This is a genomic window from Janthinobacterium tructae (assembly GCF_006517255.1).
GTDB classification, from domain to species: domain Bacteria; phylum Pseudomonadota; class Gammaproteobacteria; order Burkholderiales; family Burkholderiaceae_D; genus Janthinobacterium; species Janthinobacterium tructae.
Window position 1 is genome coordinate 1,427,660 of the sequence record NZ_CP041185.1, and the last position, 20,625, is coordinate 1,448,284.

27 protein-coding genes are annotated in these 20,625 nt (G+C 62.7%); 11 read left to right on the plus strand and 16 right to left on the minus strand.

Going from position 1 to position 20,625, the window contains the following annotated elements:
* Nucleotides 1–8: 8 nt before the first annotated feature.
* The 3 genes from FJQ89_RS06275 to FJQ89_RS06285 are packed head-to-tail and all read right to left on the minus strand — an operon-like array spanning nucleotide 9 to nucleotide 3,001.
* The gene (locus FJQ89_RS06275) at nucleotides 9–716 is read right to left on the minus strand and encodes a fumarylacetoacetate hydrolase family protein (RefSeq protein ID WP_141169503.1); all 708 of its coding nucleotides are present in this window, start codon (nucleotides 714–716) and stop codon (nucleotides 9–11) included.
* 21 nt (nucleotides 717–737) lie between these two features.
* Nucleotides 738–1,790: a gentisate 1,2-dioxygenase gene (gene gtdA / locus FJQ89_RS06280; RefSeq protein WP_141169504.1), complete on the minus strand. Its 1,053-nt coding sequence runs from the start codon at nucleotides 1,788–1,790 to the stop codon at nucleotides 738–740.
* Entirely contained in the window at nucleotides 1,787–3,001 is a 1,215-nt protein-coding gene (locus tag FJQ89_RS06285) for a 3-hydroxybenzoate 6-monooxygenase (protein WP_141169505.1), read from the minus strand. Before FJQ89_RS06285 ends, gtdA begins: the two co-directional genes overlap by 4 nt.
* 149 nt (nucleotides 3,002–3,150) lie before the next feature.
* Here FJQ89_RS06285 and FJQ89_RS06290 point away from each other — a divergent pair, with 149 nt between their 5' ends.
* The 5 genes from FJQ89_RS06290 (at nucleotide 3,151) to FJQ89_RS06310 (ending at nucleotide 6,306) form a co-directional block, all read left to right on the plus strand.
* Nucleotides 3,151–4,071, plus strand: coding sequence for a LysR family transcriptional regulator (locus FJQ89_RS06290; RefSeq protein ID WP_141169506.1), 921 nt, complete (start codon nucleotides 3,151–3,153; stop codon nucleotides 4,069–4,071).
* 45 nt (nucleotides 4,072–4,116) lie between these two features.
* Complete coding sequence (locus FJQ89_RS06295) at nucleotides 4,117–4,578, plus strand: GNAT family N-acetyltransferase (protein ID WP_141169507.1); 462 nt, start codon at nucleotides 4,117–4,119, stop codon at nucleotides 4,576–4,578.
* Nucleotides 4,579–4,649: 71 nt separating this feature from the next.
* Nucleotides 4,650–4,937, plus strand: coding sequence for a putative quinol monooxygenase (locus FJQ89_RS06300; RefSeq protein ID WP_141169508.1), 288 nt, complete (start codon nucleotides 4,650–4,652; stop codon nucleotides 4,935–4,937).
* A gap of 71 nt (nucleotides 4,938–5,008) precedes the next feature.
* A complete protein-coding gene (locus FJQ89_RS06305) occupies nucleotides 5,009–5,575 on the plus strand; it encodes a hypothetical protein (protein WP_141169509.1) in 567 nt (188 codons plus the stop codon).
* Nucleotides 5,575–6,306 carry a hypothetical protein gene (locus tag FJQ89_RS06310; protein WP_141169510.1) on the plus strand — a complete coding sequence of 244 codons (732 nt, stop codon included), beginning with the start codon at nucleotides 5,575–5,577 and terminating at the stop codon, nucleotides 6,304–6,306. Before FJQ89_RS06305 ends, FJQ89_RS06310 begins: the two co-directional genes overlap by 1 nt.
* A gap of 151 nt (nucleotides 6,307–6,457) precedes the next feature.
* Here the strand turns inward: FJQ89_RS06310 and FJQ89_RS06315 are convergent, their stop codons facing one another.
* Together FJQ89_RS06315 and FJQ89_RS06320 are read right to left on the minus strand one after the other, a co-directional pair.
* Nucleotides 6,458–6,754, minus strand: coding sequence for a hypothetical protein (locus tag FJQ89_RS06315; RefSeq protein ID WP_141169511.1), 297 nt, complete (start codon nucleotides 6,752–6,754; stop codon nucleotides 6,458–6,460).
* Between the two features lie 72 nt (nucleotides 6,755–6,826).
* Complete coding sequence (locus FJQ89_RS06320; RefSeq protein WP_141169512.1) at nucleotides 6,827–7,396, minus strand: sigma-70 family RNA polymerase sigma factor; 570 nt, start codon at nucleotides 7,394–7,396, stop codon at nucleotides 6,827–6,829.
* A gap of 351 nt (nucleotides 7,397–7,747) precedes the next feature.
* Here FJQ89_RS06320 and FJQ89_RS06325 point away from each other — a divergent pair, with 351 nt between their 5' ends.
* A complete protein-coding gene (locus FJQ89_RS06325) occupies nucleotides 7,748–8,008 on the plus strand; it encodes a hypothetical protein (RefSeq protein ID WP_141169513.1) in 261 nt (86 codons plus the stop codon).
* Between the two features lie 167 nt (nucleotides 8,009–8,175).
* Here the strand turns inward: FJQ89_RS06325 and FJQ89_RS06330 are convergent, their stop codons facing one another.
* The 6 genes from FJQ89_RS06330 to folE2 all read right to left on the minus strand — a co-directional run bounded on the left by FJQ89_RS06330 (nucleotide 8,176) and on the right by folE2 (nucleotide 14,694).
* Nucleotides 8,176–9,714 (minus strand): cryptochrome/photolyase family protein, encoded by a 1,539-nt coding sequence (locus tag FJQ89_RS06330; RefSeq protein WP_141169514.1) that lies wholly within the window; start codon nucleotides 9,712–9,714, stop codon nucleotides 8,176–8,178.
* 31 nt (nucleotides 9,715–9,745) lie between these two features.
* Nucleotides 9,746–12,205, minus strand: a complete 2,460-nt coding sequence (locus FJQ89_RS06335; RefSeq protein WP_141169515.1) for a penicillin-binding protein 1A — start codon at nucleotides 12,203–12,205, stop codon at nucleotides 9,746–9,748.
* A 74-nt stretch (nucleotides 12,206–12,279) separates the two neighbouring features.
* A complete protein-coding gene (locus FJQ89_RS06340) occupies nucleotides 12,280–12,675 on the minus strand; it encodes a hypothetical protein (protein ID WP_141169516.1) in 396 nt (131 codons plus the stop codon).
* The gene (gene blaOXA, locus FJQ89_RS06345) at nucleotides 12,672–13,490 is read right to left on the minus strand and encodes a class D beta-lactamase (RefSeq protein ID WP_141169517.1); all 819 of its coding nucleotides are present in this window, start codon (nucleotides 13,488–13,490) and stop codon (nucleotides 12,672–12,674) included. Before blaOXA ends, FJQ89_RS06340 begins: the two co-directional genes overlap by 4 nt.
* A gap of 85 nt (nucleotides 13,491–13,575) precedes the next feature.
* On the minus strand, nucleotides 13,576–13,743 hold the full coding sequence (locus FJQ89_RS27985) for a hypothetical protein (RefSeq protein ID WP_168208379.1): 168 nt from the start codon (nucleotides 13,741–13,743) through the stop codon (nucleotides 13,576–13,578).
* 33 nt (nucleotides 13,744–13,776) lie between these two features.
* Nucleotides 13,777–14,694, minus strand: coding sequence for a GTP cyclohydrolase FolE2 (folE2, locus tag FJQ89_RS06350; protein ID WP_141169518.1), 918 nt, complete (start codon nucleotides 14,692–14,694; stop codon nucleotides 13,777–13,779).
* A gap of 122 nt (nucleotides 14,695–14,816) precedes the next feature.
* On the opposite strand from folE2, the gene FJQ89_RS06355 reads away from it, so the two are divergent.
* Genes FJQ89_RS06355 through FJQ89_RS06365 form a run of 3 tightly spaced genes read left to right on the plus strand, consistent with a single transcriptional unit; the run spans nucleotide 14,817 to nucleotide 15,894 of the window.
* Nucleotides 14,817–15,146 carry an ArsR/SmtB family transcription factor gene (locus FJQ89_RS06355; protein ID WP_141169519.1) on the plus strand — a complete coding sequence of 110 codons (330 nt, stop codon included), beginning with the start codon at nucleotides 14,817–14,819 and terminating at the stop codon, nucleotides 15,144–15,146.
* Nucleotides 15,147–15,167: 21 nt separating this feature from the next.
* The gene (locus FJQ89_RS06360) at nucleotides 15,168–15,425 is read left to right on the plus strand and encodes a hypothetical protein (protein ID WP_141169520.1); all 258 of its coding nucleotides are present in this window, start codon (nucleotides 15,168–15,170) and stop codon (nucleotides 15,423–15,425) included.
* 37 nt (nucleotides 15,426–15,462) lie between these two features.
* Nucleotides 15,463–15,894 carry a hypothetical protein gene (locus FJQ89_RS06365; RefSeq protein WP_141169521.1) on the plus strand — a complete coding sequence of 144 codons (432 nt, stop codon included), beginning with the start codon at nucleotides 15,463–15,465 and terminating at the stop codon, nucleotides 15,892–15,894.
* Here the strand turns inward: FJQ89_RS06365 and alkB are convergent.
* The gene (alkB, locus tag FJQ89_RS06370) at nucleotides 15,866–16,528 is read right to left on the minus strand and encodes a DNA oxidative demethylase AlkB (RefSeq protein ID WP_141169522.1); all 663 of its coding nucleotides are present in this window, start codon (nucleotides 16,526–16,528) and stop codon (nucleotides 15,866–15,868) included. The genes FJQ89_RS06365 and alkB overlap by 29 nt on opposite strands.
* A 94-nt stretch (nucleotides 16,529–16,622) precedes the next feature.
* Here alkB and FJQ89_RS06375 point away from each other — a divergent pair, with 94 nt between their 5' ends.
* Nucleotides 16,623–17,093: a heme-degrading domain-containing protein gene (locus FJQ89_RS06375; protein ID WP_071077059.1), complete on the plus strand. Its 471-nt coding sequence runs from the start codon at nucleotides 16,623–16,625 to the stop codon at nucleotides 17,091–17,093.
* Here the strand turns inward: FJQ89_RS06375 and FJQ89_RS06380 are convergent.
* From FJQ89_RS06380 to FJQ89_RS06390, 3 genes are read right to left on the minus strand one after another with little or no spacing between them, the layout of a single operon-like run.
* Nucleotides 17,090–17,782 carry an aspartate/glutamate racemase family protein gene (locus tag FJQ89_RS06380; RefSeq protein WP_141169523.1) on the minus strand — a complete coding sequence of 231 codons (693 nt, stop codon included), beginning with the start codon at nucleotides 17,780–17,782 and terminating at the stop codon, nucleotides 17,090–17,092. The two genes, FJQ89_RS06375 and FJQ89_RS06380, sit on opposite strands and share 4 nt — an antisense overlap.
* Nucleotides 17,783–17,797: 15 nt before the next feature.
* Complete coding sequence (locus FJQ89_RS06385) at nucleotides 17,798–18,535, minus strand: SDR family NAD(P)-dependent oxidoreductase (protein ID WP_141169524.1); 738 nt, start codon at nucleotides 18,533–18,535, stop codon at nucleotides 17,798–17,800.
* A complete protein-coding gene (locus tag FJQ89_RS06390) occupies nucleotides 18,528–19,244 on the minus strand; it encodes a GntR family transcriptional regulator (RefSeq protein ID WP_141169525.1) in 717 nt (238 codons plus the stop codon). The genes FJQ89_RS06385 and FJQ89_RS06390 overlap by 8 nt, the downstream gene beginning before the upstream one ends.
* A gap of 135 nt (nucleotides 19,245–19,379) precedes the next feature.
* Between FJQ89_RS06390 and FJQ89_RS06395 the strand changes: the two genes are divergently transcribed.
* A complete protein-coding gene (locus FJQ89_RS06395; protein ID WP_205704577.1) occupies nucleotides 19,380–19,832 on the plus strand; it encodes an acyl-CoA thioesterase in 453 nt (150 codons plus the stop codon).
* Here FJQ89_RS06395 and FJQ89_RS06400 read toward each other — a convergent pair.
* Entirely contained in the window at nucleotides 19,829–20,512 is a 684-nt protein-coding gene (locus tag FJQ89_RS06400; protein WP_141169527.1) for a YoaK family protein, read from the minus strand. The genes FJQ89_RS06395 and FJQ89_RS06400 overlap by 4 nt on opposite strands.
* Between the last annotated feature and the right edge of the window lie 113 nt (nucleotides 20,513–20,625).

Genomic DNA, 20,625 nt, shown 5'->3' on the forward strand with positions numbered 1-20,625 from the left:
GATGGTGTTTACTGCACGGCGACGGTGATCGGTGTCAGCCCGGCGATGCGCGCCACCATGGTTTGCCCGCGGGTGACGGCGCCCACGCCTTCGGGCGTGCCCGTCATGATGATGTCGCCCGGCTGCAGCTCGAACAGCGTGGACAGATTGGCGATGACTTCATTGACGGACCAGATCAGGTGCGTCAGGTCGCTCGTCTGCACGATTTTTCCATCCACTTCCAGCACGATGGCGCCCGTGCTGATCTCGCCGGATACCGCGATGGGCGTGAGCGCGCCGATGGGGGCCGAATAGTCGAAAGCCTTGCCGATCTCCCACGGACGGCCCTGTTCGCGCATGCGCATCTGCAGGTCGCGCCGCGTCATGTCCAGGCCCACGCCGTAGCCGAAGATGTGCGACGCCGCGTCCGCCAGGGCGATGTCCTTGCCACCCTTGCCGATGGCGACCACCAGCTCGATTTCATGGTGGTAGTTCGATGTCTGCGCCGGATACGGCACGGTGGCCGTCACGGCGGGCGACACGGGCACGACGGATTGGTCGTCATTCGGCTTGCAAAAGAAGAATGGCGGTTCGCGGTCGGGATCAAACCCCATTTCGCGCGCATGGGCGGCGTAGTTGCGGCCCACGCAGTAGATGCGGCGCACGGGAAACTGGCTGTCGGCGCCAACGATGGGCAGGCCGGCGATGGCTTGGGGTTCAAAAATGAAGTTGGTCATGGTGAAATCCTGTTTGAAAAATCAATCGGTCAAAAACTGCTCGCGCAGCACGCCCATGGCAAGCTGCACGGGGCGGTCGGAAAAACTGAACAGCACGACATCGTCCTGCGGGCAGTCGAAGGCCACGCTGGCCCACGACGGCACGACGAAGGTGTCGCGCGGGGCGAAGTCAAACACCTGCGCGTTGATCGTCACCTTGCCGTGGCCTTCGACGACGCTGTAGACGGTGCCGTCGGTGCTGCGCGCGCGCTTGCCCTTGAAACCTTTGGGCAGCAGCTGCATGAAGGTGGCCATGGTGGGCATGGGCGAGCCGCCCGTCAGCGGATTCGTGTAGCACAGCTTGTAGCCGTGCCAGGCGTCGATGGCGTCGGTGCGCGACAGCAGATCCAGCGCTTCGCGCGAACGGGCATACGGGTAGTTGAAGACGGGCGAAGTGGCGCCCTGGTGCAGCGACTTGACGGGTGCCATGTTGTAGCCGTAGCGGGCGAAGCTCTGGCCTTCCGGGCGGCTGACCGCCTGGCTGTCCTGCGTGTCGTTTTCCGCGAAACCGGAATCGAAATAGCGCAGCATGGGAATGTCGAGGCCATCGAGCCAGACGACCGGCTCGCAGACGCCATCGACGCCCAGGTTGCCATGGTCATGCCAGGTCCACGACGGGGTGATGATGAAGTCGCCCGGATGCATGGTGGTGCGCTCGCCCGCCACTGTCGTGTAGGCGCCCTGCCCTTCGATCACGAAACGCAGCGCCGACTGGCTGTGGCGGTGCGAGGGCGCCACTTCGCCGGGCAAGATCAGCTGCAGGCCCGCGTACAGCGATTGCGTAATCGATGAACGGCCCGGCAAGGCCGGGTTTTCCAGCACCAGCACGCGGCGCACGGCTTCGTGGGCGGTGATCACTTCGCCGGCGCGCGCCATCTGCGGCGCGATGTCGGCATAGCGCCACAGGGCGGCGGCATACGGCGCCGTCGGATGGGGCGGCACCAGCGTGTGCAGGGATTGCCACAGCGGCGACAGATGCATGCCGCTCAGGGCTGCATATAATGCCTCGCGTTCGGGCGTTTGATGGGAAGTCATGCTGCGTCCTTCTCGGTGGTGGCCAGACAGGTGTGCGCCGTCCAGCCATACAGCCAGGCCAGCGCTTCATAGAATTGCGCGGGCGTGCGGCCGCGCCACAAGTCATTGCGCACCAGGCGTTCGACGCCTTTGGCGTGATACAGCCGGCCCATTTCGCGCGCCGACAGCACCACGCGGGCCGTGCGGGCGATGCGCGAGGTTTGATACAGCTGGAAGGCGGCGGCCATGTCGAAGTCGCAGGCGCGCACGGCTTCGCCCAGGGTGACGGCGTCTTCCAGCGCCATGCAGGCGCCCTGCGCCAGGTATTGCAGCATCGGGTGAGCCGAGTCGCCCAGCAGGGTCATGCGCTTCGTGCTCCAGTTGGCGACGGGGTCGCGGTCGGCCGTGCTCCAGCGTTTCCAGCTGGTCGGCTTGTGCAGCAGCTGGCGCGGCTGCGCATGCACGCCGTCGAAGTAGGACACCACTTCTTCCTTGCTGCCGTCCGTGACGCTCCACGCTTCCTGCTCGCGGCTGTGGAAAGTCACCACCAGGTTGTATTGCTCGCCATTGCGCAGCGGGTAGTGCACGAGGTGGCAGTTCGGGCCGGCCCAGACGACGGGCGCGTTCCAGCGCAAGTCGGCCGGCATGTCGGCGGCCGGCACCACGGCGCGGTACACCACGTGGCCGGAAACGCGGACCTTGTCGCCCACGATGCGCTCGCGGATGACGGACTTGACGCCATCGCAGCCGATCAGCACCTCGGCGCGGAAGCTGCGTCCTGCCGCATCGACCACGGTGACGCCGTCCGCATCTTCCACGACGTCCGTCACCTGCGAGGACGTCACAAAGGTAATCAGTGGCGAAGTGCGCACCGCGTCGAGGATGGCGCCATGGATGTCGGCGCGGTGGATCACGGCGTAGGGATTGCTGAAGCGCTGGCGAAAGGCCGCATCGACGACGAAAGTGCCTACCTCGGTCGCGTCGACGGCGTCCATCATCACCAGGCGCTCCGTGAAGACAGCCTTGGCACGCGTGCGTTCGCCCACGCCCAAGGCATCGAGCGCGGCGAAGGCGTTGGGCGCCAGCTGAATGCCGGCGCCGATCTCGCCCAAGGTCGAGGCCTGTTCCAGCACGGTGACGGCCAGCCCCAGGCGCGACAGGGACAGGGCGGCGGCCATGCCGCCGATACCGCCGCCGACGATCAGCACGGACGGTTTGTGGGTAGCTTCCATTTCTTTCCTCCAATTGATCTGTGTGCTTGCGCGATGCACGTTTGCCGTGCTCTTGGTATGGCAAGCAGTGTGCCGACAGGTCAATATTTGGTAAAGCGATGGAATACAATAACAACAATCACATTTTTAAATAATGGTGGAATCCTCTTATGTCGCGCTTCGATATCGAACTGCTGTTCATCTTTGACGAGATCTATAAAAGCCGCAATGTGACGCGCGCGGCGGAAAACCTGGGCTTGCCGCAATCGACGGTGAGCATCGGCCTGGGGAAATTGCGCACGCATTTCGGCGACCGCCTGTTCGCGCGCACCTCGAAAGGCATGGAGCCGACGCCGCGCGCGCAGAACGCGGTACAGGACGTGCGCGCCGCGATCGCCGCCTGGCAGCATGCGCTGGCCGACCAGCCCGTGTTCGACCCGGCCGCCAGCACGCGCGAATTTGCCATCTGCATGACGGACATCAGTGAAATCGTGCTGCTGCCCACGCTGCTCAACCATTTGCAGCAGATCGGCCCCCGCATCACGCTGGACGTGTCGAAGATCGCCACCGACACGCCGGCGCGCCTGGAAGGAGGCGAAGTGGACCTGGCCGTGGGCTTCATGCCGCACCTGGAATCGGGGTTTTATCAGCAGAAACTGTTCGACCAGCATTTTGTCTGCCTGGTGGCCAGCAGCCACCCGCGCATCCGCGACACGATTACTGTGGCAGAATTCCTGGCGGAGGGGCATATCGAGGTGAAAAGCTCGGGCACCGGCCACTCCATCGTGGAAAAGGTACTGGCGGCGGCCGGCGTGCAGCGGCGCATCGTGCTGAAACTGCCCAGCTTCCTGGGCGTATCGCGCATCGTCGCCGAAACCGAGTACATCGTCACGGTACCGTACCGCTACGCGTTGCAAATGCGCGACCACGAAGCGTTCCACATCCTGCCCCTGCCTGTGGCGCTGCCCAGCTTTTCAGTCAAGCAGCACTGGCACGAGCGCTACCATGAAGATGCATCGAACCGCTGGCTGCGCCAGACCATGGCGCAGCTGTTTGGGGCGGGTGATGGAACGGCATTGCCTTTTGAGTAAGTTTTCCGCATACTGGCAGACCCAGCCTTTTCATTGCCTTCAATTATGTCCATCAGCCTGCGCCCCGTCACCGTCGACAATTTTGACCTCATCAGCGAATTGCCCCTGCTGCCCCAGCAGCGCGACTACCTGGCCAGCAACGACTATTCCATGGCGCAAGCGAGTTTCCATCCCGCCACCATGCATACGCGCGCCGTGTATGACGACGAGGAAGTGATCGGTTTCCTGATGTTCGTCTCGCCCGACGACGAAGATCCACCCGGCTACTACCAGATCTGGCGCTTCATGATCGATCACCGGCGCCAGGGGCAAGGCCATGGCCGCGCCGCCCTCGCTCTGGCGCTGGCGGAAATCCGCGCCCGCCCGGACGCGCGCAGCGTCGAAATTTGCTACAAGCCCAGCAATGCCAACGCGAAACAGTTCTATGCCAGCATGGGTTTCGTGGAAAAAGGCCTGGATGCCGATGGCAATGACATGCTGGCCGTGATACAGCTCGGCGCTGCCTGACCGGGCATGGCCGGCAAGAATGACCAAACTAGTTTAAGCTGCACCGGCCCCACCACTTTACAAGGACCACCATGACCCTGATCGTCGTCGCCACCATCGATGCCCAAACTGACCATATCGGCGCCGTGCGCGCCGCCCTGGAAGCCGTCGTAACGCCCAGCCGCGCGGAAAGCGCCTGCCTGCGCTACGAGTTACACCTCGACAACAAGATCCCCACGCGCTTCATCATGCTGGAAGAATGGACCGACCAGGACGCGCTGACGGCGCATTACGCAACGCCCCACTTCAAGGCGCTGGTGGCCGCCGTGGGCGACAAGACCGTCAAGATCGACGTGGCCGAGTTGAGCAAGCTGAAGTAACCGCACGGCCGCGTTCAATCGCGCGTTCCCCAAAGAAAGTTGCCACTTATAATATGGCAACTATGGCCATCATGACACCATTCTCCCGCATACACGGCGCCCTTGCGGCTGCCGCCTTCACCGTTTGCACCGGCGCCGCCGCGCAAGCGCCCATGCCCAAGCTCGTGGGCGAGTACAATCTGCTCTCGTCGACGACCGTGCCGCCCAGCAACTGGGGCTATTCCAAGGCCCGCGTGTCGATCAAGCAGCTCGATGAGCATCACCTGCTGATCCTGCTCGCCTGCGAGTGGAAACGCGAGCCGAAAGCCGTCTGTGGCGACTATTTCTATGCCCAGTGGCGCGATGATGGCCTGTATCTGCAAGACATGAACACGTTTGCCATGCGCCTGTACTTCGATCCCGCCACGCGCAAGCTCACCATCATTTCGCGCGGCGCCGACGCCAGGCAGAGCGTGCGCCACGAAGTGTTCGGCACGACGACCGCGCCGCTGGTCGATACCGCCCTGGTGCGGCGCATGAAGCGCGAACAATCGAATGCCGACAGCAAGGAAAACCGGCGCGTGTTCGGGCCCTACACCAAGTGGGACTACCGGGAAAACCGCATCGAATTCCAGCGCCAGGACTTGACGGCACCGTGATGGCGCGCCTGATCCAGCCCATGCGGCGCCAGCTGCTGCGCCTCGCCGGCGCCCTGCTGTGCTCGCCCGTGCTCGCGCACGCGGCCGATGACGGCCTGCCCCGCGCCGTGCATCAGCGCATCCTGGCCAGCCTCGACGCTCCGCTACCGAAAGTACTCAATGTGCAGCACCTGGCGCTGATACGGCGCTTCAACATCGGCTGGTCGCCCGTGGAAAGCGGCGCGCCCATGCTCAATCCGGCCTACCCGCTGGGCAAAGGCGATACCCTGGCACTGGCCATGCAAGCCATCGCCAGCAAAGATGCGGCGCTGGCCGCGCAGCGCCTGATGGAAGCGTCGCTGCTGCTGCCCCACTTCGTGCAGATGGCCGACCTGAAACCGGGCAGCTATGCCAATGGCAAGGCGCCGTTTACCTTGACCGCCCGGCATCTGACGCTGCTGCGGCAACAGTCGTGGATGACGCTGGAAATGCTGGGCATGGGCGCGGAAGACTACCTGACCGAAGGCTACTGGCCCACCCCGTCCGTTGACGGCAAGCGCCCGTATGGCGACTTCACGAATTACCCGGTTGAAATGGCACAGGCGCTGGGCTTGCCCGTCCGCAAGCAAGCGGACGGCAGCCTGGCCATTACGCCCGCACTGAGAACGGAAATGAAAGCGCTGCACCAGCAGACCATGCCTGCGCTGCAAGTGTTCGTGCGGGAAGCGGGCTTGCGACGCAATACGGTCTGAAGCGTAGCCGGCTTCCTGTCGATTACGTACGGCACTCCCCGACCAAATACTATTCCGGCGGATGAGCAGCCCGCATCGCCGTCCGACGCGGTTCCGAAGCGTGACAATTGCCCTCGCATTTATGCGCATGGCAGCTTGTTTTCAAGCCTGCTCAATCTGATTCCCCCCTTGTCACGGTCTGCTTGGACTGGAAGCGATTGGCAGGCCCATCCTCGAATCCAATCATTTTTGGTGGCGATGGGTCTTTTCTATGAGCATATGTCAACACACGCAATGCGACAGATAGCGGTACGCCATTTGTTCGCAAGTATTTTGCTGCCACTGCAGTGCCAAGCATTTCCTGGAAAATAATCGCAACGTCTATTTTTTGTGCGGTCAATGCATCGATTCGTCTTCGACGATCAAGCTCCTCTTGCGCCAGGCCACTGATGTAATTTTTATTTAGCATGTAAATTTATGTTAAGTAGCGACAAATAATCACCGCTTGCGCCTGGGGTACCGCAATTATGCGGGGCTACATTCAATCATCCTTTTCCAGCCTCTTGCGTATCTCTGCCCTGACCCTGTGAATACGGCTTCGCACTGTTCCCATAGGACAGCCCATCTTCATTGCAATCTCCCCGTAGCTCATACCATCATTCTCACGTAGCAATAATGCTTCTTTCAACAGAGGCGGCAAGTTGGCGATCAATCGAACAATCTCCAGCCCAGCTTCCATTGCACTACATATTCCCTCTGGACTATTTTCATTAGAAATATTTAATGCATCAACAACATCATTCACACCGTCGAATGAGCACAATGTACTTGATTCAATTTTTAATTCATTACGATAATAGTGTTCGATACTATTCATGGCTATTGAATACAACCATGCATATAACGTCGAGTAGCTACGACATTCTTTAAACCATTGAAATGCATTGAGAAAGATAATCTGAACCATATCATCGATATCTTGCTTATGATGAACATGATGACTTACCAAACTTCTCATATGAACACTATATTTGACATAGAGCGTATGAAATGCCGATGGGTCACCGACACAAATGCTTTCCCTTATGAAATTTTCATTATTTTCAAGCATGAATCGGTCATCGACACCAAAGATGAGCTTGTATCCTAGCAGTAAGAATTTATCCTAAAATCAATACACCAATAATCTTGATTTATATCAATGTCAAAAACATGACAGAGTACCATCGAAAAATTAATTAAATAAATACTTTCCGACGAAAATAATTAAAATTGGAAATTATTTTTTCTCATTGCAAAAATACCTATTTATAAAGAAATTTTAATTTATATTGCATAAATAATTTTTCATTTTGGAAATTTTTGCAAGCAGGCATTTATTGATGTGCTCGTTTTCGTGTGCAGCAAAAAATTTTTATATAGTAATATCTAAAAAACTTACGCACCTGAATGAGCATTTTTGATGATTAAAGATACAAGAACTTCATACGTCATCGAGTTCACGCAGCGAACGACGCGGGTATTAAGGTCGCTCGATGTCAATTCGGGGCGAATGAAGATTGATATAAAAGACACGGCGATGCCGTTCGACACGCGCATAGTTGATGCCTGGGTCAGCGTGGAAGACGGTGTCCTGTGGCTGGAGCATGAAACGGAAGGGGAGCATACGGTGAAAATCAGACTTGCTAAAGTGCTACGTTGGTCACGCCAGCCCAGATGGTAGCCAAACTGCAGACGTCACTCTGCAATTCGGGGGCTGTTCCCATCATATAATCTACTTGCCCACGCCGTCGGTCGATGGCAAGCGTCCGTACGGCAACTTCACACCCTGTGGAATTCCCCTAGGGAAATAGCGCAGGCTACCGTTGGGCTGCCCGTGCACCAGCAGGCTTACAGGGAATCGAGCCTCGTCAGCATCGTGGCCGCCTGCTGCCGGAAGGCCGCGATCGTCGCCGCGTCCATCTTCTCCAACTGGCGATACGCCATGCCGATGCGGGGATTGCGTTCCAGGGTGTCGGCATTGCGATGGAAAAAGTCCCAGTACAAGGCATTGAAGGGACAGGCGCGCTCGCCGACGCGCGCCTTTTTATCGTAATGGCAGCCTTTGCAATAATCGCCCATGCGGTCGATATACGCGGCGCTGGAGACATACGGCTTGGTGGCCAGCAGCCCGCCATCGGCGAACTGGCTCATGCCGACGGTATTGGGCAACTCCACCCATTCGAAAGCATCGATATAAATGCCCAGGTACCAGCCATGCACCCTGGCCGGATCGAGGCCGGCCAACAGCGCGAAATTGCCGATCACCATCAGGCGCTGGATGTGATGCGCATGCGCCTGTTCCAGCGACTGGGTGATCGCCTGCGACAGGCAATGCATCTTCGTCTTGCCATCCCAGAACCATGAAGGCAGCGGGCGCGCGTGGCCAAAAAAGTTCTTCTCCGCATAGCCGGGCATATGCGCCCAGTAAACACCGCGCACATACTCGCGCCATCCCAGTATCTGGCGGATGAATCCCTCCACCGCAGCCAGGGGCGCATGGCCGGCGTGATAAGCCGCCTGCGCCCTCGCGACGACTTCGCGCGGGTTGAGCATTTTGACGTTCAGCGCGAACGACAGCAGGGAATGAAACAAGCGCCATGCCTTGCTGCTCATCGCATCCTGGAAATCGCCAAAATGCGGCAAGGCCCGCTCGATGAAGGCATCGAGCTGCTGCAGCGCCTCATCCCGGTTCAGCGCCCACGCCAGCCGGTCGGCGTGAGGAGCGCCAAAGCTTTTCACGCCTGCGGCAACGATGGATTGCCATAATTGCCCATGATCGTGCAGCGTGCGCGAGTCTTGCGGCTCGGCCGGCGTGCCGCGCCATGGCTTGCGGTTATCGTGGTCGAAGTTCCATTGGCCGCCGACGGGTTTTTTCGCGTCCTCCATCAGCACCTGCTGCGTGCTGCGCATCTGGCGGTAGAAAAACTCCATCAGCCATTGCTTGCGTCCGGCGAAAATATCGGCAGCCTCATGGCGTGCCGTATAGAAATGCTCGCTGTCGACCATCAGCCAGGGGATGGTCGAGCGCCTTCCCGCCTGGTACAGCTGCTGGTCGAGGCGCCATTCGTCGGGTGCCTGATACTCGAAGGCGCAAGCGTCATAGTGACGAATCAGCGCTTCGATATTCTCCGGCATCGTCCGCGTGCTTGCCACCTCGTCGATGGCGATGTAATGCACGCTGTGGCCAAGCTGGCGCAGCTGGCGCGCCAGATCACGCATGGCCGCGAAGATCGCCAGGATTTTCTGCGCATGATGCAGCACATAATCGGTTTCTTGCCGCACTTCCATCAGGACATAGATGGTGGCGGCATCGACTTCGGTGAACCAGCGATGCTGCGCATTGAGCTGGTCGCCGAGTATCAGGCGCAGTGTGGGCTTGGGAGACATGATTGTCCTGTATCAATTAACATCGCGTCGGCTAAGCTTGCGGCACGGGCTGCGGCGCCGGCTGCGGCATAGGAGCGGGTGCCGGAGCGGGCTCCGGCACCGCCTTGCCATGCGTGTCCTGCTCGCCTTCGGCCGGCACGGCCAGCGGCGCTGGCGGCACGCCTTCCTGCAGCAAGTCTCCCGGCTCTTCCACCGGTTCGTCCTGCGGCTCATCGACCGGTTCCACATGGCGCAGCGGCGGTGGCGGCTTACCGCCGGGGAAGATGGCGTCGCGCGACAGCTTGCCCGTGTCCAGCGCCGTCTTGAAGAAGTCGCCCACCACCAGCACGGCGTTGTGGCCGCCCTGGCCCCAGTAATTGCTGCGCATGGTGACGCGCGCGTCATTGAAACCTACCCAGGCGCCGCCCACCAGTTCCGGGTGCATCAAAATGAACCAGCCATCCGCATTGTTTTGCGTGGTGCCGCTCTTGCCGGCCACGTCGGAGCGGATGCCGAAGCGGCTGCGGATGGCCGTGCCCGTGCCGCGGTCGATGACGCCGCGCATCATGTCCGTCAGGGTGGCGGCCGATGCCTCTTGCATCGCGCGCTGGGGCTTGTCTTCGCCGAAGCGGGCGATGACCTTGCCTTCACGGTCCGTGATGTGCGTGACGACGAACGGCAGGCGCGCTTCGCCCTGGGCCGCGATGCTGGCGTAGGCGTTGACCATTTCCAATAAGGTGACGGGACTGGTACCCAGCGCCAGGGACGGCACTTTTTCCAGCTTGCTGTCGCGAATGCCCAGCGCGCGCGCCAGCTTGATGATCGGCGGCAAGCCGACGTCCTGCATCACTTGCGCCGTGATGGTGTTTTTCGAGTAAACAAGGCCGTCGCGCATGGTCATGTCGCGCCCCGTGGTGCCGCTCATGTCAGTCGGGCGCCATTTGGTGCCGTCGGCCGCCTTGATATCCATCACTTCATCGCGGTAGACGTGGTCGGGGCTCAGGCCCTTTTCCAGCGCCGCGCCATACACGATGGGTTTAAAGGTGGAGCCGGGCTGGCGCGCCGCCTGCGACACGTGGTCGAATTGCTCGCGCGCAAAGTCGCGGCTGCCCACCCAGGCGCGCACGGCGCCCGTGGCCGGGTCCATGGCCGTAAAACCCGCTTCCAGGCGCGTCTTCGACTTGCGCAGGGCCGCCATGAAGGCGCGGTCGCCCTTCAGTTGCGCCAGCGCAGCCTCGGGCGTGCCGCCGGCCGCCGTCAGCTTGCGGTAGTCGCCCGACTCGCGCACGAAGGAATCGAGCAGGGCCGGATGCGATTTCCAGAAATACTCGAACGGTACGCTGCCAGCCTGCATGCCTGCGTACATGCCCGTCGAAGTGGACGACGGCACACCCGCGCGGCTCCATTCCACGTCGGCGATCGCCTGCAAGGCGTTCGCCTGGCGTTCGACGGCGCGCTCGGCCGCCTGCTGCAAATCGTGGTCCAGCGTGGTGTGCACCACCAGGCCATCGCGCTCCAGGTTGTAATCGTTTTCGTCGGCCCAGTCGATCAGCCACTTGCGCACATAGGCCGTGAAATGGCTGTCCGATTGCGCCCGCTCGCTCTGGCGCTCGAAATGCAGGCGCAGCGGACGCTTGATCAACTGTTTATAGCGCGCCTCGTCGATAACGTCGTGCTTGCGCATCTGCCCCAGCACCACGTTGCGGCGCTGCAGCGAACGCTCGGGATTGCCGACGGGATTGTAGTAATTCGTGCCCTTGAGCATGCCGACCAGGGTGGCGCTTTCCAGGATGTCGAGGCGCGAGGCTGGCTTGTCGAAGTAAGTGCGGGCCGCCATTTCGATGCCGTAAGTGTTGTACAGGAAAGGCACCGTGTTCAAATACGCTTCCAGGATTTCCGTCTTGCTGTAGGTGGCCTCGATTTTGAGGGCCGTGATGAGCTCCTTCAGCTTGCGGTTCAGGTTGCGCGAGCGGCCTATCTCCTCGGGGAACATATTGCGCGCCAGCTGCTGCGTGATGGTGGAACCGCCCTGGGGGTTGCCACCCGCAGTGTGCAGGATGGCGCCCGCCGTGCGCGTGAAATCGATGCCGTGGTGTGCGTAGAAACGGTGGTCTTCCGTCGAGATCAAGGCGCTGATCACGTTCGGCGAAATCTGTTTTAACGTGACCCGTTCCTGCAAGCCCTGGTCGAAACGCACCAGTTCCTTGCCGTCGGTGCTGACCATGGTGCTCGGTGCGGCCGCGCGCGCCTGGCGCAAATCGTGGATGCTCGGCGTCAAGGGTATCAGCAGCAGCAGGTACAGCGTCAACAAGGCCAGCAAAGCCAGGAACGCCCACAGGCCCAGCACCAGCGCGCGCCGCACGGGCGGCAAGGTCATCAAGTGCGCATGGCCGCGCCGGTACAGCACCACTGCCTTGACCCACGCCAGCCCCGCCACACGAACGACCTGCGCGCGCCCCTGTATCCACGCCTGCCGTGCTTTTTCCTGAAACTGCTCCATGCCTGATGCCATGCTTGTAACCTTGTCTGATGCCGGATGATCCGTTTCAGCAAGTATATAGGGCGGGCAACAAAGCGGGCCGGATTTTACGCCTGGCAGGCATCGAGGCGCGCCAGCGTGACGCCGACATACGCGCCCACGCAGCGCTCGTCATGCGTTGTAAACGGGTTTTCCAGCTGCAGCAGGCCGCAATCACAGACGACGGGATCGACGCTGACGACGACGCCCAGCGCCAGGTAGCGCCAGCCATCGAGGCGCAGCAAGCGCTTTTCCCGGCCGGGATTGGAGGTGAAGATCGCGTCCCAGTCGTCGCTCTCGCTGGCTTGCGGCCACAGTTCGAGCCGAACTTCCGTGCCGGCGGCCAGTTGGGCGCCGCCAAACTCGTCCATCACGTGCAGGCGCTGGCCGTCCACCTCGATGACGGCTTCCAGGTACGCTCCCTCGGAGGCGATGAAGGTGGCGCCGACGATGCTGGCCGTCACTTCGGCGCCTGCTCCAGCAGGGCCGGCAATTCCTTCAGCATGGCGTCGCGCGTGCGCAGGCCCGCCGATGGCAAGCCTTTCTGCTCGTCCTGCACCAGGCGCGCAAACACGATGCTGCGCTCGCCCTTGCTGGCCCAGCCCACGAACCAGCCATAGCCATGCGCTTCGTCAAAGCTGCCGTCGGCCTTGCGCGTGAAGGCCGCGCCCGTCTTGCCGTGCACTTGCCAGCCATCCACGTCCGCCAGGCGCGTCAAGCGCTGCGTTGCCTGCATCGCCTGTTTCGTCACGGGCAACTGGTAATTGACCAGTTTGCGCAAGAAACCCAGCTGTTCCAGCGGGGATATTTTCAGCGAAGAGCTGATCCACGAGCGCTCCAGGCTATTGTCCTTGCCCTTGTCGCCCGACACATCCGCATTCCCATAGCGCAAAGCCTTGGCGTACTTCTGGAAGCGCTCGGCGCCCAGCGCCTGCGTGATCTGCTGCGAATACCAGACCACGGAATACTGCATCCAGCGCGACGGATCCGTATCCTGGCGCCACGCTTCACCGCCCCAGTCCACATAGCCCTGGCGGTATGGCAGGGTCGGCTGGTGCTCATCCTTGAGGAAACCGGCGTCGTAGCCCATCAGGCTGAGGGCGATCTTGAAGGTCGAGGCGGGCGTGACTCTGTCGATGCAATTACCCTCTTGCAACAAGACGGCGCCCGTTTTGGCATCGGCCATGGCGGTGCAGATGGTGCCGGCCTGGGCCTGCGAGGCGGCCAGCGTGGCGCCTGCCAGGCCGAGGATGAACGGGAAGAATGCGCGGTATTTCATGGGCCTCCGGGGCTGGGGAGAAGGACAAGGCGAGATTGTACCGGTCAGCACGGCGCGATGCCAGCGCTGATGCAGCACCTGAGAGCTAGCGCCCCGCCGGCGCGCCCGGCTGGCGCTCCCGCTTCAGCCGTTCCTCTTCCAGCTCGTCCATGCCCAGCTTTTCCTCGTCGATCAGCGCATGCTCGCGCCGTTCACGTTCCCGTTCCTGTTCCAGGCTGTCATCGCCCACTTCCCGCTCGATTTTCTCCGGCATGCTGTCTTCCTTCACGGTGGTTGAGTGAAAAGCTCAGGCAAGCTGGCCCGCCTGCGCCACGGCGTCGTGCGGATGCAGGCTTTCCATATGCCGTACGGTAACACGCGCCTGCGCATAATGTTGCGCCAGCGCCGCCTGCACGCGGCGGGCCGCGTCTTCGACATACATCAGGTTAGCACCATTCAAGCGCGCGAACGCCTGCTCGTCGGCCCGTTTCACGGCCGTTTGCAGCGGCGTGGCCAGCGCCGCCTCGACCAGGTCAATCAAGGGAAACAGGTCCAGCTCCGCCTGCTCCGTCAATGCCACGCTGACCGTCGCCGTGCTGCGCTGGCTGTGCGGTGTGGCCAGGCTCGCGTGTTCCTGCAGCCAGTCGCGCGCGGCGATGCCATCGATGCCAGCCTCGCCGAACCGCGCCGCAAACGCGTCGGCAAGCAGTTGCCGCGCCAGCGCCGCCGAACAGGGACAGGTCGACGAATAGCCGATCTCCACCGTCAGGGTCAGGGCAAAGCCCTGCGCAGAAACACTCGCCTGCAGGCGCACGGGATACGATTTCCAGCCCGACAGCCCCGCCGTCAGCAGCGCCGGCTGGCGCCGCAGCACGGGAAACGCCAGCGCGAGGCGTGCCTGCGTGCTGCCGCAATCGGCATGACTGTCCACCATGCGTCGCAGCACGGCTGCCAGCGTACCCGCATCGAGCGGCTGCGCGGCGGCAAACGCATCGAGCAGCAGATACAGCCGCGACATGTGGATGCCCTTCACGTGCGGATCGGGCAAGTCCACCTGCACATCGGCCCACGCATGCACTTGCTGCGCCTGCCCGCCCTCTTCCAGCCACAGGGGCAAGGCGATGTCCTGCATGCCGACCCATTCCAATGGCAAGGGGTGGCCCAGGTGGGGGCCGGCGGCCACATCGGGCAAGGGAGAGGAAACGGAATCGCGCTTCATGGTCATGGCTCCATATGCAAACAAGTTGCATATCATGAAGAAAAACTCTCGCATTTGCAAGTATCTTGCATTAAAGCGATGCGATGATTCTACTTGACTCCTTTACATATGTCAGATAATGTTGACACATGACAGACATAAATACACCAACGGCCGGCGACCGCTTGCTGGCCATTCTGGCGGCGCTCGACAACCCGCACCGGCTGCGCATCATCGCGGCGCTGGCCAGCGGCGGGCGCATCTACATCAGCCAGCTGGCGCGCGACCTGGGCATCAGCCGGCCCCTGCTGCATTTGCACCTGCAAAAGCTGGAGCGCGCGGGACTGGTCACCAGCCAGCTGGAGCTGTCGCACGACGGCAAGGCCCTCAATTACTTCGAAGCCAGCCCATTTGAATTGCTGCTGACGCCGGCCAGCATCGCCGCGGCGGCGTCTTCGCTCACCCCCAACCCGGATTAATCCTGAACTGTAGAGGTCATCATGTCTGAAAATGTCTTTTTCGCCGCCTTATTCTTCCCCTGCACGGCCGCCGTCATCATCTTCGCCCTCAAATATACGTCCGGCATCATGCAGGCGCGCGCCCGGCTGGCGCAAGACAGCGCCTACCAGGAACTGGCCAGATCCATGGCCGCCGCGCAAGCGGAAACGGCAGCGTCACTGGCCGCACTGAACGCCTCCGTGGCGCAGATCCAGACCCGCCTGAGCAAGCTGGAAACCATCCTCAAGGAAGTCGAATAAGCCCTTTGATTGCTACCCCACGACCAGGAGACGCACCATGAACACCGTATCGACCGCCCGTCTGTATGCGCTGCGCGCCATGTATCTGCTGGTCGTCCTGGGCCTTGGCAGCGTGCTGTGGCCCGGCATCGTCACGCCGCACCAGCCGTGGGAGCTGATGCGTGGCACGGTGAACTGCATGCTGGCCGCGTTCTCGCTGCTATGCCTGCTGGGCCTGCGCTATCCGCTGCAGATGCTGCCCGTGCTGCTGTGGGAAGCGCTGTGGAAGACCCTGTGGCTGCTGCTCGTGCCGCTGCCGCAATGGCTGCGAGGCGGCCTGGATCCTGCCACCACGCAATATGTGTTTGAAATTTCATTCGTCGTGCTGGTCTACCTGGCCATACCGTGGCGCTATGTGCATGCGCACTACATTCTCAAGCCGGGTACGCCCTGGCGCCAGCTCAGCCAGCCTTGCGAAACGTCAGATTGATGCGCTGCGCGCCCAGCAACGCGTGCTCCCCCTCCTTCAGGGGCGCCACGCCGTGGAAGCGCAGGCGGTCGGGGCCGCCCCACACCACCACGTCGCCATGCAGCAAAGGAATGCGGGCCGCCTTGTCGGCCCGCTCGGCGCCGCCGAACAGGAAAGTGGCGGGCAGGCCCAGCGAGACGGAAACGATGGGCGCGGTGAAATCGCATTCATCGCGGTCCTGGTGCAGGGCCATGCGCGCACCGGGCGCATAACGGTTGACCAGGCAGGCGTCGGGCGTGAAGCCCGGATAGCCGGCCGCCAGCGCCGCCTGCTGCGCCAGGCGCAGGAACACGGGCGGCATCGGCGGCCAGGGGCGGCCGCTGGCCGGATCGAGCCGCGCATAGCGGTAGCCGCGTCCATCCGTGATCCAGCCCTGGGCGCCGCAATTGCTCATGGCAACGGACATGCGCAAGCCACCCGGCGTGGCCATGTGGCGCAGGGGCGCCGCCAGCACGATGGCGTGCAGCGCCGGCAGCAGCTCATCCAGATAAGGCAGCGCGAAAGCGCGCAGCAGGAGCGACGCGGACGAACCGGGCACCAGCGGCGCGGGAGCGGCCGGAGCCTGGTCTTCATCGGCAAACAGGGACAGGTTCATGCCGCCTATTGTAGGCGCGGCACGGAAAAAGCGCGCGCGGCTGGTCCATGCTGCGCTACAGTAGCGTTTCCAGCCACTACCCGACTCCCTGACGATGGATCACTACGCCGATTTGCTGCAAACCCTCGCGCAACAGGAAGAATCCCTGCAATTCGAACGCTTCGACAACGACGCCGCGCTGGCCGTGGGCCTGTGGATCGTTGAAGAAGTGCGCAAGCGGGGCAAGGCCGTCACCGTGAACATCACGCGCAACGGCCAAGTCCTGTTCCACCACGCCATGACGGGCGCCACGGCCGACCAGGCAGACTGGATACGCCGCAAGAACCAGACGGTGCAGCGCTTTTGCCACAGCTCCTACTACATGGGCATCTCGTATAAAAGCCGCGGCAGCACCTTCGAAGACGTGAAATACCTCGACGACATCGAGTATGCGGGCCACGGCGGCGCCTTCCCCTTGCTGATACGCGGCGTGGGACTGGTCGGCACGGTGAGCGTTTCCGGCCTGGCGCAAGCGGACGACCACGCGCTGGTGGTGGCGGCGCTGCAGGCGCAGCTGGAACGCTAGGCGGCCAGCGCCCGGCGCAAGGCGGCGCGCGCCAGCAAGCGCGTGGAGTCGAGCGTCGGCAGCGGCGAATTGGCGTCGCTGATGATCAGCGGGATTTCCGTGCAGCCGAGGATCACGGCGTCGCAGCCCTGCTCTTGCAAGCCGCCGAGGATGGACAGGAAGCGCGCCACGCTGTCCGCCTTGACGACGCCCGGCACCAGTTCTTCCATGATGATGCGGTTGATCTCGCTGCGTTCGTCCTCGCCGGGCCGCACGCAAGCGATGCCGCGCGCGGCCAGCCGGTCCGGATACACGGCGCTGTCGACCAGCCAGCGCGTGCCCGTCAGCCCCACTCTTTGAAAACCACGCGCGGCCGCTTCGGCGGCGACGACGTCCGCGATATGCAGCCACGGCAGCGGCGAACGGGGCGCCATCAGCTCGAATGCCTGGTGAATGGTGTTGTCGGGGCAGATCAGAAACTCGGCGCCGGCGGCGGCCAGCTTGCGCGCCGACGCCAGCATCAGCTCGGCCACGCCGGCCAGGTCGCCCCCGTTCAGGCAATCCACATAGCGCGCCAGCGACGGCGTGTGCAGCGTCACTTCCGGATGTGCATACGCTCCCAGTGCATGCGCGCCCTCTTCGCAGATGGTGCGATAGCACAGGGCCGCGCCTTCGGCCGAACAGCCGACGATACCGATATGTTTGCTCATGATCTTCCTCCTAGATTAAATGCGCTGGCCGCCGTCGATGGGAATTTCCGCGCCCGTGATGTACGAGGCGCGCTCGCTGCACAGGAACTCCACCAAATCGGCCACTTCGGCCGTCGTGCCCAGGCGGCGCAGGGGGATTTGCGTGTCGACGATGTGCGAGGTGCCGGGCGACAGGATGGCCGTGTCGATCTCGCCCGGCGCGATGGCGTTCACGCGCACGTTCAGCGGCGCCATGTCGTTGGCCATTTCGCGCGTCAGCGACGCCAGCGCCGCCTTCGAGCTGGCGTAGGCGGAACCGGCAAACGGATGTACGCGGTAGCCGGCGATCGAGCACAGGTTCACGACGGCACCGTGCGCATTCGACAATTCCTGCGCAAAGCCGCGCGTCAGCGCCAGCGGCGCAAAGAAATTCGTGTTGTACATTTCTTGCCAGGTCTGCATGTCGGTGGTCAGCGAATTGACGCGCGAGCCGCCCGGCCCCTTCGGCGACACGCCCGCATTGTTCACCAGCGCGTGCAGCTTCGAGTCGCCCAGCATGGGGCGCAGGGTGTCGACCATCTGCCCGATCTGGCTTAAATCCGACAGATCCATGCACACATGCGTGTTGTGTTCCTGGCTGCGCGGGCAGCCGCCGGGAATCGGGCTGCGCGAGACGGTGATGACGCGCCAGCCCAGGCTGCGGAAGCGTTCGGCCACGGCGTGGCCGATGCCGCGGCTGGCGCCCGTGACGATGGCGGTTTTTTGTTCACTCATGTTCTTCCTTGTTCTGTTCTTGTTCGGTTGGGCCGGCGTGGATGCGCTCCTGGCGCATGACATAGGCCAGCATCTGCGTCCCGCCGTCGAGGATGTCCTGTTCGATGGCGCGCCGCGCGGCCGCGCTGTCGCGCTGGCGCAGCGCGCTGATGATGGCGTGGTGGTGGCCGACCCGCATGTCGGGCGAAAAACTGGCGTAGCCGGCGGCGATCAGGGGCGCCGTCTGCATCCACAGGTGGTCGACGAAGCGTTTCAGGGTCGGCATGCCGGCCGCCTGCGCCAGCGCAAGGTGAAACGCCTGGTTGCATTGCAGGGCCGCCGCCAGGTCGTGCCGCGCGATGGCCTCTTCATTGGCCTGCAGCAGGCGTTCCAGGTCGGCCAGGGTGGCGGCGTCGATGCGCTGCGCCGCCTCGAATGCGCCCAGCCCTTCCAGTTCCAGGCGCAGCGCGCGGATTTCCAGGTAGCGCGCCACGCTGAGCACGGGCACGCGGAAGTCGCGCGGCGAGCGCAGCACCAGCGCCTCTTCCTGCACCAGTTGCAGCATGGCGTCGCGCACGGGCGTGACGCTGGTGCCGAGCTGGAGCGCCAGTTCGCGGATGCGCAGCCGGTCATTCGGCTGGAAGCGCCCCGCCGCCAGCGCGTCGCGCAGCATCGCATAGACGGATTTGCCCAGGTTGACGTGCACCAGGCTGTCCAGGGAATGGTTCATAGGCATTTTCAGATTTTTCAGATTATGATGCATCATACATCAACGCATAAAACAGTGTTTTTCCAGACGTGCGCCGCAGGCAGGAAACACCGCCAGCACGTACAATCAGCCGCCACCGTATCGAAAGGAGCGCACTTGAACTGGGATTATCCGCACGCCCACACCCTGCCCGTCACACCCGAAGCGGGCGACATCGATGGCTTGCAGCACACCAACAACGCCGTGTATGTGCGCTGGTGCGAGCATATCGCCTGGCACCACTCGGCCACGCTGGGACTGGACCTGGACGATTACCGGCGCCTGGACCGGGCCATGGCGATACGCCGCGGCGAATACGACTACCTGCTGCCGACGCGGGCCGGCGAAGCGCTGACCCTGGCCACCTGGCTGTGCGCCAGCGACGGCCGCTCCAGCATGGAACGGCGCTTCCAGCTGATCCGCGACAGCGACGGCGCCACCGTCGTGCGCGCACGCTGGGAATTGATTTGCATCGAATTGAGCAGCGGCCGCGCGCGCCGCCTGCCGCCCGAGTTTCTGGCCGTGTACGAGCCGGCCATCGTGGCGGCGCGTCAACCGGTGCAGGCTTAGGCGGCCTGGCGTGCCGGCTCCAGCGCGATCAGCACCAGCAAAATGGCCAGCGGCACGGCCAGCGCGGCAAAACCCACGGCCAGGTAGGCAAAGGCGGCCAGGATGGCGCCCACGGCAAAGCCCAGCAAGGGCCAGAAGCATTTGACGCAGCGCTCGCGCGTGGCGCCATCGGCCGCGCCGCGCAGCACGTCGACCGTATCGATCACCAATTGCGTGACGTTGCCCGTCATCATGGACGTGGGCGCCAGGTGCGCCAGCAGCAACCGGCTGATGGCGCTGTGCGCACCCATGGCCGCCGCGCCGAACAGGCCGGCCGCCATCGCCAGCGCGCCCGGCTGCGCCGCCAGCGGTTCGGCCAGCACGCCAGACACCATGAAACCGAGCAGCAGCGCCAGCTCCAGCAGCAGCGCCAGGCGCAGCGCCGGTCCGCCGCGGCGCTCGACCGCCACGCTCAGGAGCCGCGTCGCCGCCACGCCCACGATAAACGCAGGGAAGGCCAGCAGCTTGAGGGCTATCGAGGCATGCGTGGCATTGGCCAGCGCCGCGCCGATCAACACGAAATTGCCCGTCACATGGGCCGTGAACAGGCCGAACAGGGCGACAAAGCCCAGGGTATCGACATAGCCGGCCAAAAAGCCCAGGCTGATCGCTTGCAAACGGCTACGCTGCGCAAGATGCATGCATGCTCCTTGAAATTTATCATCATGATACCGTGCCGCCGGCGCTGCCTGCAGCGCTTTTGCGCGCCGTTCGGCGAAGATGCGGGGCTTTTCTTGCGCCTCCGCAGTGCAAC

Bases quoted from the DNA above. Each gene is read 5' to 3' on its own strand.
- FJQ89_RS06275 (WP_141169503.1), bottom strand. From the start codon at position 716: ATGACCAACTTCATTTTTGAACCCCAAGCCATCGCCGGCCTGCCCATC.
- FJQ89_RS06315 (WP_141169511.1), bottom strand. From the start codon at position 6,754: ATGCTAAATAAAAATTACATCAGTGGCCTGGCGCAAGAGGAGCTTGAT.
- FJQ89_RS06330 (WP_141169514.1), bottom strand. From the start codon at position 9,714: ATGTCTCCCAAGCCCACACTGCGCCTGATACTCGGCGACCAGCTCAAT.
- FJQ89_RS06295 (WP_141169507.1), top strand. From the start codon at position 4,117: ATGTCCATCAGCCTGCGCCCCGTCACCGTCGACAATTTTGACCTCATC.
- FJQ89_RS06300 (WP_141169508.1), top strand. From the start codon at position 4,650: ATGACCCTGATCGTCGTCGCCACCATCGATGCCCAAACTGACCATATC.
- FJQ89_RS06365 (WP_141169521.1), top strand. From the start codon at position 15,463: ATGAACACCGTATCGACCGCCCGTCTGTATGCGCTGCGCGCCATGTAT.
- FJQ89_RS06290 (WP_141169506.1), top strand. From the start codon at position 3,151: ATGTCGCGCTTCGATATCGAACTGCTGTTCATCTTTGACGAGATCTAT.
- FJQ89_RS06390 (WP_141169525.1), bottom strand. From the start codon at position 19,244: ATGAACCATTCCCTGGACAGCCTGGTGCACGTCAACCTGGGCAAATCC.
- FJQ89_RS06320 (WP_141169512.1), bottom strand. From the start codon at position 7,396: ATGCTTGAAAATAATGAAAATTTCATAAGGGAAAGCATTTGTGTCGGT.
- blaOXA (WP_141169517.1), bottom strand. From the start codon at position 13,490: ATGAAATACCGCGCATTCTTCCCGTTCATCCTCGGCCTGGCAGGCGCC.
- alkB (WP_141169522.1), bottom strand. From the start codon at position 16,528: ATGAACCTGTCCCTGTTTGCCGATGAAGACCAGGCTCCGGCCGCTCCC.
- FJQ89_RS06325 (WP_141169513.1), top strand. From the start codon at position 7,748: ATGATTAAAGATACAAGAACTTCATACGTCATCGAGTTCACGCAGCGA.
- FJQ89_RS06335 (WP_141169515.1), bottom strand. From the start codon at position 12,205: ATGGCATCAGGCATGGAGCAGTTTCAGGAAAAAGCACGGCAGGCGTGG.
- FJQ89_RS06380 (WP_141169523.1), bottom strand. From the start codon at position 17,782: ATGAGCAAACATATCGGTATCGTCGGCTGTTCGGCCGAAGGCGCGGCC.
- folE2 (WP_141169518.1), bottom strand. From the start codon at position 14,694: ATGACCATGAAGCGCGATTCCGTTTCCTCTCCCTTGCCCGATGTGGCC.
- gtdA (WP_141169504.1), bottom strand. From the start codon at position 1,790: ATGACTTCCCATCAAACGCCCGAACGCGAGGCATTATATGCAGCCCTG.
- FJQ89_RS06305 (WP_141169509.1), top strand. From the start codon at position 5,009: ATGACACCATTCTCCCGCATACACGGCGCCCTTGCGGCTGCCGCCTTC.
- FJQ89_RS06375 (WP_071077059.1), top strand. From the start codon at position 16,623: ATGGATCACTACGCCGATTTGCTGCAAACCCTCGCGCAACAGGAAGAA.
- FJQ89_RS06355 (WP_141169519.1), top strand. From the start codon at position 14,817: ATGACAGACATAAATACACCAACGGCCGGCGACCGCTTGCTGGCCATT.
- FJQ89_RS06385 (WP_141169524.1), bottom strand. From the start codon at position 18,535: ATGAGTGAACAAAAAACCGCCATCGTCACGGGCGCCAGCCGCGGCATC.
- FJQ89_RS06285 (WP_141169505.1), bottom strand. From the start codon at position 3,001: ATGGAAGCTACCCACAAACCGTCCGTGCTGATCGTCGGCGGCGGTATC.
- FJQ89_RS06310 (WP_141169510.1), top strand. From the start codon at position 5,575: ATGGCGCGCCTGATCCAGCCCATGCGGCGCCAGCTGCTGCGCCTCGCC.
- FJQ89_RS06400 (WP_141169527.1), bottom strand. From the start codon at position 20,512: ATGCATCTTGCGCAGCGTAGCCGTTTGCAAGCGATCAGCCTGGGCTTT.
- FJQ89_RS06360 (WP_141169520.1), top strand. From the start codon at position 15,168: ATGTCTGAAAATGTCTTTTTCGCCGCCTTATTCTTCCCCTGCACGGCC.
- FJQ89_RS27985 (WP_168208379.1), bottom strand. From the start codon at position 13,743: ATGCCGGAGAAAATCGAGCGGGAAGTGGGCGATGACAGCCTGGAACAG.